This window comes from Bradyrhizobium sp. CIR48 (assembly GCF_014198315.1).
Classification (GTDB): Bacteria; Pseudomonadota; Alphaproteobacteria; order Rhizobiales; family Xanthobacteraceae; genus Bradyrhizobium.
In genome coordinates this window covers 1-13,165 of record NZ_JACIHG010000022.1, presented here as the reverse complement: position 1 = coordinate 13,165, position 13,165 = coordinate 1, and the positions used below count along the sequence as shown (strand labels likewise).

The 13,165-nt window shown below is 65.3% G+C and carries 12 protein-coding genes; 4 read left to right on the top strand and 8 right to left on the bottom strand.

Annotation, left to right across the window (positions count from 1 at the left end):
- Positions 1-206: 206 nt before the first annotated feature.
- The gene (locus tag GGD66_RS40100) at positions 207-713 is read right to left on the bottom strand and encodes a MarR family winged helix-turn-helix transcriptional regulator (RefSeq protein WP_018316859.1); all 507 of its coding nucleotides are present in this window, start codon (positions 711-713) and stop codon (positions 207-209) included.
- A gap of 83 nt (positions 714-796) precedes the next feature.
- On the opposite strand from GGD66_RS40100, the gene GGD66_RS40095 reads away from it, so the two are divergent.
- From GGD66_RS40095 to GGD66_RS40085, 3 genes are read left to right on the top strand one after another with little or no spacing between them, the layout of a single operon-like run.
- Positions 797-2,017, top strand: a complete 1,221-nt coding sequence (locus tag GGD66_RS40095) for a cytochrome P450 (protein WP_183230907.1) — start codon at positions 797-799, stop codon at positions 2,015-2,017.
- A 12-nt stretch (positions 2,018-2,029) separates the two neighbouring features.
- Positions 2,030-2,353, top strand: a complete 324-nt coding sequence (locus GGD66_RS40090; protein WP_183262068.1) for a 2Fe-2S iron-sulfur cluster-binding protein — start codon at positions 2,030-2,032, stop codon at positions 2,351-2,353.
- Between the two features lie 56 nt (positions 2,354-2,409).
- Entirely contained in the window at positions 2,410-3,621 is a 1,212-nt protein-coding gene (locus GGD66_RS40085) for an ABC transporter substrate-binding protein (RefSeq protein ID WP_183262066.1), read from the top strand.
- Positions 3,622-3,789: 168 nt separating this feature from the next.
- On the opposite strand, the gene GGD66_RS40080 is transcribed toward GGD66_RS40085, so the two are convergent.
- On the bottom strand, positions 3,790-5,052 hold the full coding sequence (locus tag GGD66_RS40080; protein ID WP_183262064.1) for an NAD(P)/FAD-dependent oxidoreductase: 1,263 nt from the start codon (positions 5,050-5,052) through the stop codon (positions 3,790-3,792).
- Between the two features lie 300 nt (positions 5,053-5,352).
- Here GGD66_RS40080 and GGD66_RS40075 point away from each other — a divergent pair, with 300 nt between their 5' ends.
- Positions 5,353-6,525, top strand: coding sequence for an ABC transporter substrate-binding protein (locus tag GGD66_RS40075; protein ID WP_183262062.1), 1,173 nt, complete (start codon positions 5,353-5,355; stop codon positions 6,523-6,525).
- Between the two features lie 151 nt (positions 6,526-6,676).
- Here the strand turns inward: GGD66_RS40075 and GGD66_RS40070 are convergent, their stop codons facing one another.
- From GGD66_RS40070 to GGD66_RS40045, 6 genes are read right to left on the bottom strand one after another with little or no spacing between them, the layout of a single operon-like run.
- A complete protein-coding gene (locus GGD66_RS40070) occupies positions 6,677-8,548 on the bottom strand; it encodes a bifunctional sugar phosphate isomerase/epimerase/4-hydroxyphenylpyruvate dioxygenase family protein (protein WP_183262059.1) in 1,872 nt (623 codons plus the stop codon).
- Positions 8,545-9,603 carry a Gfo/Idh/MocA family protein gene (locus GGD66_RS40065; RefSeq protein WP_183262057.1) on the bottom strand — a complete coding sequence of 353 codons (1,059 nt, stop codon included), beginning with the start codon at positions 9,601-9,603 and terminating at the stop codon, positions 8,545-8,547. Before GGD66_RS40065 ends, GGD66_RS40070 begins: the two co-directional genes overlap by 4 nt.
- Entirely contained in the window at positions 9,600-10,337 is a 738-nt protein-coding gene (locus GGD66_RS40060) for an ABC transporter ATP-binding protein (protein ID WP_183262055.1), read from the bottom strand. Before GGD66_RS40060 ends, GGD66_RS40065 begins: the two co-directional genes overlap by 4 nt.
- A 10-nt stretch (positions 10,338-10,347) precedes the next feature.
- Positions 10,348-11,091, bottom strand: a complete 744-nt coding sequence (locus tag GGD66_RS40055; RefSeq protein WP_183262053.1) for an ABC transporter ATP-binding protein — start codon at positions 11,089-11,091, stop codon at positions 10,348-10,350.
- The gene (locus GGD66_RS40050) at positions 11,088-12,086 is read right to left on the bottom strand and encodes a branched-chain amino acid ABC transporter permease (protein ID WP_018316869.1); all 999 of its coding nucleotides are present in this window, start codon (positions 12,084-12,086) and stop codon (positions 11,088-11,090) included. The genes GGD66_RS40055 and GGD66_RS40050 overlap by 4 nt, the downstream gene beginning before the upstream one ends.
- Entirely contained in the window at positions 12,083-12,958 is an 876-nt protein-coding gene (locus tag GGD66_RS40045) for a branched-chain amino acid ABC transporter permease (protein WP_018316870.1), read from the bottom strand. Before GGD66_RS40045 ends, GGD66_RS40050 begins: the two co-directional genes overlap by 4 nt.
- Positions 12,959-13,165 lie beyond the last annotated feature (207 nt).

The following is a 13,165-nucleotide window of genomic DNA, read 5'->3' as shown; positions in this document are numbered from 1 at the left end:
ATAGGCCAGTGACCCTGCCGCAATATATTGCTGATTCTTTTGTTGCCTAAGCAACTAATTTATGCGAACCGTTCCAGAGAGCGACGACGGCGGGAAAACCGCCGCGTCTGATCCTGGAGGAAACGATGCTCGGCCCGAACGGTGCCGTCGGCAAGCGCCGGCGCATGCCTGGACATGACGGAGGACGGTGCCGGAAGCGCGCCCCGTCAGGTCTCGGTGCCGCCGGTGACCGCGCCGAGATTCTCGTGCAGCCGGCGGAGCAGGCCGATCAGCACCTCGCGCTCGTCCTTGTTGAGGCAGGACAACAGTCGCCGCTCGCGTTCGAGCGCGGCGGCGATCACCTTGTCATGGGTGGCGCGGCCCCTCGCCGTCAGGGAAATCGAATGGGTGCGGCCGTCGTTCGGGTCGGTGCGGATCGAGATCAGCCCGCGCTTCTCGAGGCCCGCCAGCGTCCGGCTCACGGGCCCCTTGTCGAAGCCGATGACGTGACAGATGCGCGAGGCCGGAATGCCGGGCTCGATCGCCAGCAGCGACATGACCCGCCATTCCGTGACGTTGACGCCGAACTCGCGCTGATAGAATGCGGTCGCGCTATTCGAGAGCTTGTTGGCGATGAAGGTGACGAAGGCCGGGACGTAGCGCTCGAGATCGAGCGTCGGTCCGGCCTCTGCGGGCGCAGGCTTGTGGCGGGGTCTGGTCGAAGGCGCAGGCATGTCGGCGTTCTGTCTCGCGGTGAGGCCACCGACCTAAAGGCATGCGCCGCGCTTTCACAAGATCAAAATGAGGGAGGTCTCCCATGACCGCATCCGGCAGCCCTGCATCGACAGGCTCTGCGGCCGTCCCGCATCTCGACGTCGATCCCTTCGACATGAATTTTTTCGCCGATCCTTATCCGACGCATCAGCGGCTGCGGGAGGCCGGACCGGTGGTCTATCTCGACAAGTGGAACGTCTATGGCGTGGCGCGCTATGCCGAGGTCCATGCGGTACTGAACGATCCCGCGACCTTCTGCTCCAGCCGCGGCGTCGGCCTGTCCGACTTCAAGAAGGAGACGCCGTGGCGGCCGCCGAGCCTGATCCTCGAGGCCGATCCGCCTGCGCACACCCGCACCCGCGCCGTGCTGTCGAAGGTGCTGTCGCCGACCGTGATGAAGCAGGTGCGCGATCGCTTTGCCGCCGCGGCGGAGGAGCGCGTGAACGCACTGCTGGACAAGCGCAGCTTCGATGCGATCACCGATCTCGCCGAGGCCTATCCGCTCTCGATCTTTCCGGATGCGCTGGGCCTGAAGGCGGAGGGGCGCGAGCATCTGATCCCCTACGCGAGCGTCGTGTTCAACGCGTTCGGCCCGCCCAACCAGTTGCGCCAGGAGGCGATCGCGCGCTCGACGCCGCACCAGGCCTATGTTGCCGAGCAATGCCAGCGCGACAACCTCGCGCCCGGCGGCTTCGGTGCTTGTATCCACGCCCGCGTCGACGCCGGCGAGATCACCGCGACCGAGGCACCACTGCTGGTGCGTTCGCTGCTGTCGGCCGGTCTCGACACCACCGTCAACGGCATCGGTGCCGCCGTCTATTGCCTCGCGCGCTTCCCCGACCAGTGGCAGCGCCTGCGCGCTGATCTGACGCTGGCGCGCAACGCCTTCGAGGAGGCCGTGCGGTTCGAAAGCCCGGTGCAGACCTTCTTCCGCACCACCACGCGGGAGGTCGAGCTCTCAGGCGCGACGATCGGCGAGGGCGAGAAAGTGCTGATGTTTCTCGCCGCCGCCAATCGCGATCCCAGACGCTGGGACGAGCCTGATAGTTACGACATCACCCGCCGCACTTCCGGTCATGTCGGCTTCGGCTCGGGCATCCATATGTGCGTCGGCCAGCTCGTCGCCCGCCTCGAAGGTGAGGTGATGCTGACGGCGCTGGCCCGGCGCATCGCGAAGATCGAGATCACGGGCGAGCCGAAGCGCCGCTTCAACAACACGCTGCGCGGGCTCGATAGCCTGCCCGTCACCATCACCCCGGCCTGACCAGGAGCTTTGATGCCCGCCATCACTTTCATCCATCCCGACGGCAAGTCCGAGCGCGTCGAGACCGCGGACGGCGAGAGCGCTATGCAGGCGGCGACTCGACTCGGCCTCGACGGCATTCTGGCCGAGTGCGGCGGCAACGCCATGTGCGCGACCTGCCATGTCTATGTCGACGAGAGCTGGCTCGCGCGTCTGCCCGGCATGGCCGACGATGAGGATGCGCTGCTCGACGGCACTGCGAGCGAGCGGCTGCCCAACAGCCGGCTGTCATGCCAGATCAAGATCACGCCGGAGCTCGACGGGCTCGTGGTGAAGCTGCCGGAGCGGCAGGTCTGAGTCTCGACGCGCCGGCAACGACCGGCGCGGCAAACCATCAAACTGGGGAGGGAAGAATGAAACATCTGAAATGGACGCTTGCGCTGGCCGCGAGCCTGGTGACCGGCGCGGCGAGCGCCGAGATCTCGGACAATGTCGTGCGCGTCGGCGTGCTCAACGACATCTCCGGCATCTTCCAGGATACCAACGGCATGGGCTCGGTGGAAGCCGCGCGCATGGCCGCGGAGGATTTCAACGGCGGCGGCAAGAACATCAAGGTCGAGATCGTCTATGCCGACCATCAGAACAAGGCTGATGTCGGCAACGCCATCGCGCGCAAATGGCTCGATGTCGAGGGCGTCGATGCCATCGTCGACGTGCCGAACTCGGCCGTAGGCCTCTCCATCAACACGCTGCTGCGCGACAGCCGCATGACCTTCCTGGCGTCGTCGACCGCAAGCTCCGATCTCACCGGCAAGGCCTGCTCGCCCAACACCATCCAATGGGTCAACGACGCCTGGGCCACCGGCAACACCACGGCGGCCGCGATGATGTCGCGCGGCGGCAAGGACTGGTATTTCCTCACGGTCGACTACGCGCTCGGCAAGGGCATCGAAGCGGAGGCGCAGAAATACATCGAAGGACACGGCGGCAAGGTGCTGGGCTCCTCCAAGCATCCACTCGGCACCTCCGACTTCGCCTCCTTCCTGTTGCAGGCGCAAAGCTCGAAGGCGCAGGTGATCGGCCTCGCCAATGCCGGCGGTGACACCATCAACGCGGTGAAGCAGGCCGCCGAGTTCGGCATCCAGCAGAACGGCCAGAAGCTCGTCGCCTTCCTGCTCTTCATCAACGACGTTCACGGCATGGGCATCAAGGTCGCGCAGGGCCTCCAGCTCATGGAAGCCTTCTACTGGGACATGAACGACGACACCCGCGCGTTTGCAAAACGCTTCGCCGCGCGGCCTGGCATGAACGGCAAGATGCCGAGCGGAAACCAGGCCGGCGTCTATGCCTCGACGCTCGCTTACCTCAACGCGGTCGCCGCGACCGGCAGCGACAATGCCAAGGAGGCCGTGCCCGAGATGAAGAAGTTCAGAGGCAAGGACAAATTGTTCGGCGACACCACCATCCGCCAGGACGGCCGGGTCGTGCATCCGATGTACCTGTTCGAGGTGAAGAAGCCGGAGGAGTCGAAATATCCGTACGATTATTACAAGCTGGTCTCGACGATTCCCGCGGAGCAGGCGTTTCGGCCGCTGGCGGAGGGTGGATGTGAGCTGGTGAAGTGAATTTAGCGAAGGGCACCGCTGCACCCTCTCCCCTTGTGGGCGAGGGTGGCTTCGCAAAGCGAAGCCGGGTGAGGGGTCTCTCTCTTCACGAGCGGTCGTGCGAGTGGACACATACCCCTCATCCGGCGCTTCGCGCCACCTTCTCCCACAAGGGGAGAAGGAAGAAGGCTACACCACCTTGCTTGATCCCTGCGTGATCAATCTCGCCGCGCGCTGATCCCGCGCGTAGATCCACAGCCAGCTGAGCGCAACACTGAGCCGGTGGCGCAGGCCGATCAGGAAGTAGATGTGGGCGATACCCCAGATCCACCATGCGATGGTGCCGCGCAGCTTGATGCGGCCGAAGTCGATCACCGCAAGCCGCTTGCCGATTTGCGCGAGGCTGCCGGAGTGCTTGTAGCGGAATGGGCCAGTCGGCTCTCCGCGCAGCCGCGCCTTGATCGTTTCGGCGACGTGACGGCCCTGCTGCTTGGCGGCCGGCGCGATGCCGGGCACCGGCTTGCCCTCCCAGGCATTGATCAAGACGGTGTCGCCGATCGCAAAGATCTCGGGATGATCAGGGATGCTCAGATCGTCCTTGACCTGTACGCGGCCAGCACGATCGGCCGGCGCGTCCAGCCATTCTGCGGCGGGTGAGGCGCGCACGCCGGCCGCCCAGATTCGGGTCTTTGCCTCGAGCAGCTTGCCCCCGAACACCACGCCCTCACGATTGATTTCGGTGACGGCCTGTCCCAGCACGACCTCGACGCCGATCTTCTCCAGCGAGGCCTGCGCATAGGCCGAGAGGTCGTCGGCAAAGCCTGCGAGCACGCGGGGCCCCGCCTCGATCAGCACCACGCGCGCCTTGGTCGTGTCGATGTTACGGAAATCGCCGGGCAGCGTGTGGCGCGCCATCTCGGCAATGGTGCCGGCGAGCTCGACGCCGGTCGGGCCGGCGCCGACGATGACGAAGGTCAGCCGCGCGGCGCGCTTGGCTGGATCGGTCTCGCGCTCGGCCCGCTCGAACGCCACCAGGATATGGCGGCGCAGCGTAGTGCCGTCCTCAAGCGTCTTCAAGCCAGGTGCGAACTGCTCCCATTCGTCGTGGCCGAAATAGGCGTGCCGCGCGCCGGTGGCGAGCACCAGCGTGTCGTAAGGCACCTCGCTGCCGTCGTCGATCAGCACGCAGCGCCTTGCCGCATCGACGCCGCTGACGGTCGCGAACAGCGTCGTCACCTCGGGCCTGTCTCGCATCAGGTGGCGGATCGGCCAGGCGATCTCGCTGGTCGCGAGCGAGGCGGTCGCGACCTGGTACAGCAGCGGCTGGAACAGATGATGATTGCGGCGGTCGATCAGCGTGATCTCGACCGGCGCACCCGCAAGCCGGTAGGTCGTCTCCAGCCCGCCGAAGCCGGCGCCGACGATGACGACGCGATGCGGTGTCGTGGTCATGATGTGCCCTCGAATCTCGCTGCTCCACACTCCCATTTAAGTGCGGATCGGACACTGCGGTCCAATAGCTGTCATCAATCGCCGCATAGGCCGGATGTATCGATCGGGCGCGAAAAAGCGCCGCAGGGTTGGTCGAAGTGAGTAGAATTATATTTCTTGCCATCGCCGATTGGGGCGAAATATGGTGCAGCAGCGGCCGCTGAGCCATTGGCGGCGCGACAGATTTTGCGTTCAATAGAGACAGGCCCGGGGCGGCGATCACCCCGTTTTCCGGGACCGATAATAAGGAGGGGAGTGGTTATGAGGACGGCATTCTGGCTGGCGGGCGCAGCGGCGCTGGTGCTGGCGAGCCCGGCTTTCGCCGGTGACACCATCAAGATCGGTTTCGTTTCGACCTTCAGCGGCCCGACCGCCGTGATCGGCAACGACATGCGCAACTCCTTCGAGCTCGCGCTGGACCACATCGGCCGCAAGATGGACGGCAAGCCGGTCGAGGTCATCTACGAGGATGACGGGCAGAAGCCCGATGTCGGCAAGCAGAAGACCGAGAAGCTGGTGCAGTCGGACAAGGTCGATTTCATCGTCGGCTACATCTGGTCGAACGTGCTGCTGGCCTCGCTGAAGACCGCGGTCGACTCGCAGACCTTCCTGATCTCGGCCAATGCCGGCCCGTCGCAGCTCGCCGGCGAGCTGTGCAGCCCTTACGTGTTCTCGACCTCCTGGCAGAACGACCAGACGCCGCAGGCGATGGGCCTCTACATGAACCAGAAAGGCGTCAAGAGCGTGTTCCTGATCGGGCCGAACTACGCGGCCGGCAAGGACATGCTCGCGGGCCTGAAGAACACGTTCAAGGGCGAGATCAAGGGCGAGGAATACACGGTGTGGCCGAGCCAGCTCGATTTCTCCGCCGAGCTCTCCAAGGCGCGCGCCTCGGGCGCGGAGTCGATCTTCGTGTTCTATCCGGGCGCCGCCGGCGTGCAGTTCCTCAACCAATATGCGCAGGCCGGCTTGAAGAGCACGATGCCGCTCTACACCGCCTTCACCGTCGACGAGCTCTCGCTGCCGCTGCAGAAGGAGAACGCGCTCGGCGTTCCCGGCGCGCAGGAATGGGTCAACGACCTCCCGAACGAGCAGAACAAGCGCTTCGTCGCCGACTACCGCAAGAAATATCCCGGCCTGCGCCCGACCTATTACGGCGCGCAATCCTATGACGCCGCCCAGCTCATCAACAGCGCGGTGGTCGCGGTGAAGGGCGACACCAGCAAAAAGGACGCAATGAAGGCCGAGATGGAGAAGGCCAACTTCAAGTCGCTGCGCGGCGCGTTCAAATACGGCAAGAACCACATCCCGGTGCAGAGCTTCTATCTCCAGGACGTCGTGAAGGACGCCGAAGGCCAGCTCTCGCTGAAGACGGTCGCGACCATCGTGGAGAACGACCAGGATCGTTTCCACGACAAGTGCAAGATGAAGTAGCTACAGGCGACGTTGCCCCTTCTCCCCTTGTGGGAGAAGGTGGCGCGAAGCGCCGGATGAGGGGTATCTCTCCGCAGATTCCCTGCGAGAGTTGATCGCACGGATAGAGACCCCTCACCCGTCTCGCACAAGGGAAGAGGGGAAGGAGTGCCTACACTCTTGGCATGCTGACGGGCCGCACTTCGCGGGCCTGGGCTGCTAGCCTGATGCCGGCATTCGCCGCGCCGAACCCCTGATAATCCCTGCGCTCGACGATCTCGAAGAAAAACCGCTCGTCGAAAATGTGGGTGTAGACCTGGAAGAACTCGCCGTCGCCCTCGCGGTCGTAGAGGATGTGGTTGGCGCGCAGCTGCGCCATCAGCTCGGGTGCGAGGTCGTATTTGGCCTCGATGTCGTCGTAGTAATTGGCGGGGATATCCAGGAAATCGGCGCCGCGCCTGCGCATCTCCGCGACCGTCGCAAAGATGTCCCGGCACGAGAACGCGACGTGCTGCACGCCCGAGCCGAAGAACTCCGAGATGAAACGTGCCGGCAACGTCCGGTTGGCGGAGGAGCCGTTGAGCACGAAGCACAGGCTCTGGTCGGCGTTGATGATGGCCTGGCTCTGCACGAGGCCTCGGGGATCGGCGATCTCCATCTGCGGCAGGCGCTTGAGGTCGAGGATGCCGGTGTAGAACAACAGCCAGGACAGCATCTCGTCATAGGGCATCGACTGCGCGATGTGATCGACCGCGAGCAGCGCGTCCGCGCCTTCGTCGATCGCAACAGGTTCGAAATCCGTGTCCCAGTTCTTGCCGGCCTGGTCCAGGAAATACAGCAGGCTGCCGCCAACGCCGTGGATCGCCGGGATTTCGAGTTCGCCCGGTCCGACCGGCTGGTAGAAGGTGCGCGCCTTCAGCATCTCGGCGCGATGCATGGCAAGGCCGGCATTGTCGACATCGAGCGCAATCGCGCAGACGCCGGGCCCGTGCGTCACATAATGCGAATGCGCGAACCCGTCGGTCTCGCTGTTGATGACGAGCTCGACCTTGCCCTGTGACCAGCGCTCCACCGCCTTGCTGCGATGCGCGCCGGTCTTGCGGAAGCCGAGTTGCGCAAACAGGCGGCCGAGCTCGCCCGCCTTGGTCTCGTTGACGGCGAACTCGACAAAGCCGGTGCCGCGGCTCTTCGCTTTCGGCGCCAGCGGCTCGGCGGCGAATCTCGGCCAATCCGGCGCAAGCTGGTCTTCCAGCAGGATCAGCGAGCGCAGGCCGTCGAGCGCGGTCTGCGCGGCCGAGCCGGCGCGGAACTGGTCGTTGAAGATCTCCAGCGACAGCGGTCCGGCATAGCCGGTTGCTGCGATCGCCGCCATGAACTCGCCGACCGGCAGATCGCCCTGGCCGGGGAAGGAGCGGAAGTGCCGGCTCCACGACAGGATATCGAGATCGAGCTTCGGCGCGTCGGCAAGCTGGACCAGAAAAATCTTGTCGCCGGGGATCGAGGCCATCGCACGGGTCGGAAAGCCCGGTGCCAGGGCATGAAAGCTGTCGAGGATGACGCCAATCGCGGGATGATCGGCGCGGCGCACGATCTCCCAGGCGTCGCGATAGTCGTTGACATGGCGTCCCCAGGCCAAGGCCTCGTAGCCGACGCGCAAGCCGCGCTTGGTGGCGCGCTCGCCGAGCTCACGAAAATCGTCCGCAGCACGATCGATGCCGCCGAGCGAGGCGGGCGAGACGTTGGAGCAGATCAGCAGCAGATCGGTGCCGAGCTCCTGCATCAGATCGAACTTGCGTTCCGCGCGGGCAAAGTTGCGCGCGCGCTGCGGCTCGGGCATGCCTTCGAAATCGCGGAACGGCTGGAACGCGCAGATCTTCAGGTTAAGATCGCGGCAGAGCTTTGCGATGTCGCGTGGGCCGGCGCCGAACGACAGCAGATCGTTCTCGAAGATCTCGACCCCGTCGAACCCGGCCGATGCGATGGCGCGGAGCTTCTCGTCGAGGGCGCCTGAGAGGGAGACGGTTGCGATCGAGCGCTTGTTCATGTTGCCTGCACCATGATCCGCCCCGGTGAGATTTTTTGGCCCGTGCGTGCCGCTTCGCTGACGGCTTCGACGACGGCGAGTGTCGCTGTCGCATCCTCGACCGGAATCAGAGGCTGTTCGCGGCCTGCGATCACCGCCAGGAAATGCCGGAGCTGTTCAACGAGTGGATCGTAAGCGGAGAGTGCGACGGGCGCGCGAACCAGCGGTACGTGCCAGCCGGGATTTTGTGGATAGGACCACAGCTCCATATTCGGCACCGACAGCGAGCCGCCCGTGCCGGCGAGGATGTAGCAGGGCTGATCCTGCTTCGGATACGCGGCGTTCTCGCCCGAGGTCAGCTCCCAGCTCCACGGTGCGGGCGTCGCGTCGGAGACCGTCATGGTTCCGAGCGCGCCATTGGCGAAGCGCAGCAGCAGCGCGGCCGTGTCCTCGACGGCAAAGCCGCGCACCATGTTCGACGTCAGCGCCTGCACCTCGGCGATCTCGCCGCAAATGAAGCGGAGATTGTCGATGTCGTGGATCAGGTTGATCAGCAGCGGCCCGCCGCCGTGCTCGCGCCGCCAGGCAATCGCGAAGTAATCGTCGGGCTTCTTCAGCAGCCACAGCCCGGCCACGGCGGTGAGCTGGCCGAGCTTGCCGGCCACGACGGCCTCGCGCGCGGCCTTGATGATGGGATTGTGACGGCGATGGTGGCCGACCAGCATCGGCACGCCGCTGCGCTTGGCTGCCTCGCAGAGACGACGTGCCGCCGCGACGCTGTCGGTCACCGGCTTCTCGATCAGCGCGGGCACGTCGGCCTCCACGCAGTCGAGCGCCATCTGAAGATGCAACGCGTTGGGCGAGGCGATGATCAGGCCATCGGGCTTTTCCTGCTCCAGCAATGCGCGGTGATCGGCGTACCAGGGCGCGTTGCGTGCTTGCGCAAATTCCCTGGCCGCAGGCGAGGGGTCGGCAATGCCGGCCAGCACGCAATCCCCGGAGGACTGGATCAGTTCAATGTGGCGGCGGCCGATCAGGCCGGCGCCGGCGACGGCGATGCGCATACGCCCGCTCATGCCGCGCTCTCCTCCATGGCACCGCCGAGGAAGAGCTGGCCGATGCGCGGATCGTTCAGGATGCGTTTGGCGTCGTCGACCATGCGGGTCTGGCCGAGCTCGAGCACGATGCCGATGTCGGAGATCTCCAGCGCCGAGCGCGCGTTCTGCTCGATCATCAGGATGGTGACACCACGGTCGCGCAGGCTCTTGAGGATGTCGAAGGTCTGCTGCACCATCAGCGGCGACAGGCCGATCGAGGGTTCGTCGATCAGCACCAGTTTTGGCTCGAGCAGCAGCGAGCGGGCAATCTCGAGCTGCTTCTGCTCGCCGCCTGATAGCGTGGACGCCTGCTGCGTCGATTTGCGGCGCAATGCGGGGAACAGATCGAGGGCCGCCTCGATCCGCCTGGGCAGGTCGAGGCCTTTGCCTGCGGCGACGCCGCCGAGCTCGATATTGTGGCGCACCGACAGCTCGGGGAAGATGTTGCGGCCCTGCGGCACGTAGCAGATGCCGGCATTGAGCAGCGCGCGCTGGCTCAAATTAGTGACGTCGCGGCCGGCAAAGCTGATCTTGCCCTCGCGCAGCTTCAACAGGCTGAAGATCGCCTTGAACACGGTGGACTTGCCGGCGCCGTTCGGGCCGATGATCGTGGTGATGGTCGCCTGCGGCACGGCGAAATTCGTGCCGTTCAGGATCGTCATCTTGCCGTAGCCGCCGACGAGATTGTGAACCGAGAGGATTGGCTCGCTCATGATCGGCTCCTCAATGTCCGAGATAGGCTTCGATCACGGCGGGGTTCTTGCGGACCTCGTCGGGCCGTCCCATCGCCAGCACCTTGCCTTCCGCCATCACCATCACGCGCGAGCACAGCGACATCACGAACTCCATGTTGTGCTCGATCACGACGAAGGTGGCGTTCTTCTCGCGGTTGATCGCGACCAGGCGGTCCTTCAGGTCCGCCAGCATCGACGGGTTGACGCCGCCGGCGGGCTCGTCGAGCAGCACCAGGCGCGGGCCGCCCATGAAGGCCATGGCGGCGTCGAGCAGTTTTTGCTGGCCATAGGACAATGCGCCGGCCGGCTCGTCGGCGAGATGGTCAAGCTTGAAGAAGCCGATCATTTGGTTGGCAGTCTCGGTCAACCCGGCATCGGAGCGGCCGACCAGGCGCGAGGCCATGTTGCCCTGGTGCTCCTGGCCCGCGAGGATGAGGTTCTCGCGCACCGAGAGCTTTGGAAACACCTGCAGCAGCTGGAAGGTGCGGCTGACCCCTAACTTGTTGAGCTCGGACGGTCGGAGGCCCGTGACGAGCTTGCCGTCGAGCCTGACCTCACCGCCCGACGGCGTGAGCTGGCCGAGGATGCAGTTGAACAGCGTGGACTTGCCGCAGCCGTTCGGACCGATCAGGCCGAGGATCTCGCCCTCGCGCACGTCGAAGGAGACACCGTCGACGGCGCTGATACCGCCAAAGTTCTTCTTGATATCGGTGACTTCGAGCACCGCACTCATTGCACCGTCTCCAGGCGGGATTTTGCGACGGCGCGCAGCGCGGAGGCCGCCTTGGTCCGGCGTTCGGCGAGATAGCGGTCGAGGATTCCCAGAATGCCGGTCGGCGACCAGATCAGTAGCAGCATCACCGCCACCGCGTAGAGCATCAGATAATAGCCTTCGGTGAAGCGCAGCCATTCCGGCAGCAGCACCGCGATCATCGCGCCGAGGAAGGGACCGAAATAGAAGCCCGCGCCGCCGACGATCACCATCATCAGGAGGTCGAGCGAGAGCGACAGGTTGAACGGCACGGGGTCGATGTATTGCGTCAGCGGCGCATAGAGCGCGCCGGCGACGCCGCCGAGCGCCGAGCCGATCGCGAACGCCATCAGCGTGTAGCGCCTTGTGTCGATGCCGAGCGATTGCGCGCGCAGCGGATTCTCGCGCAGCGCCATGAAGGCGCGGCCCCAGGGCGAGCGGATCAGCCACCACACCGCCAGCGACACGATCGCGAGCGAGCCGAGGCAGACATAGTAGAACGGCAGCGGCTTGTTGGTCGCGAAACCGAAGATATGCGGACGCGGGATGTTGGAGATGCCGTAGATGCCGCCGGTGAGCCAGCTCTCGTTGCGGAACACGAGGAAGGCGAGGGTGGAGAAGGCCAGGGTGACGAAGGCGAGGTAGTGATGCTGCACGCGCAGCGCGGGATAGCCGAGCACCCAGCCGACCGCGAAGCTGAGCACGATCGCGACCAGGATCGCCGCCGGCAGCGGCCAGCCATGGGTGGTCATGATCGCCGCCGCATAGGCGCCGATGCCGACGAACGCGCCCTGCGCCAGCGAGACCTGGCCGGCATAGCCGAGCGTGAGGTTCAGCCCCATCGCGGCGATGGTCATCACCGCCCATTGGCTCAGGATGAACAGGCCGTAGCGGTTGAAGTTCATGGGAACGATGATCAGGCCGGCGATGACAATGAGGCCGAGCGCGATCTTCAGGGGCTTGGCAAAGCTGCTCATACCGTGCGCTCCTCGGCGCGGCCCAGCAGCCCTTGCGGCCGGAACAGGATGACGACGATCAGGAAGATCATCGGCACGGCGGCGCGGTACTGCGTCGAGACATAGGCGGCCGCGAGATTGTCGAGCACGCCGATCAAAAGGCCGCCGGCGATCGCGCCGCGGACCTGGTTGAAGCCGCCGACGATCGCCGCGATGAAAGCCGCCTGTCCCAGCACCTCGCCGGAGGAGAATTTTGCGAGGTAAATCGGTGTGATCAAAAGCGACGCCAGCGCGACCAGGAAGGCGTTGATCAGGAACGTCAGCAGGATCATCCGCTCCACGGGCACGCCGATGATGCGCGCGACCGTTGGGTTCTGCGCCGCCGCCTGCATCTGGTGGCCGAGCGAGGTGCGGTTGAGAAGGGCGGTCAAGCCGAACACGGCAACGATGGCAACGGCCAGGACGCCGATGCTTTGCAGCGAGACCGCGTGTCCGAGGATGGAGATGTCACCGGTCGGCACGATCGAGGGAAAGGGCGAGGCCTCGGCGCTGAAGAACTGCTTGACGGCTTCCTTGAGGCCGATCGCGAGCGCCATGGTCGCGATCGCCAGCGGCAGCACGCCATGGCGCATCATCGGATCGACCAGCAGCATCTTGAAAGCGAGCCCGAGCAGGATCATCGACAAGAGGATGCCGAGGATGATCGCGAGCCAGAACGGCGCGCCGGCATGCATCGCCGCCAGCATCAGGAACGCCGGCAGCATCACGAACTCGCCTTGCGCGAAATTGATGGTCTGCGAAGTCTGCCACAGCAGCGTGAAGCCGACCGCGACCAGCGCATAGATCGCGCCGGTGGCCAGTCCCGCGACCAGAAGATCGAATAGGTTGGACATGTTCCCCTCCTTCCTCTCCCTCTCCCCGCTTGCGGGGAGAGGGTCGGGGTGAGGGGGAGTCTCCGCGAGGTCGCTGATGGTTGGACTCGCGGAGGGGGGGGGGGGGGGGGGGGGGGGGGGGGGGGGGGGGGGGGGGGGGGGGGGGGGGGGGGGGGGGGGGGGGGGGGGGGGGCGCGGGGGGGGGGGGGGGGGGGGGGGGGGCGCGCA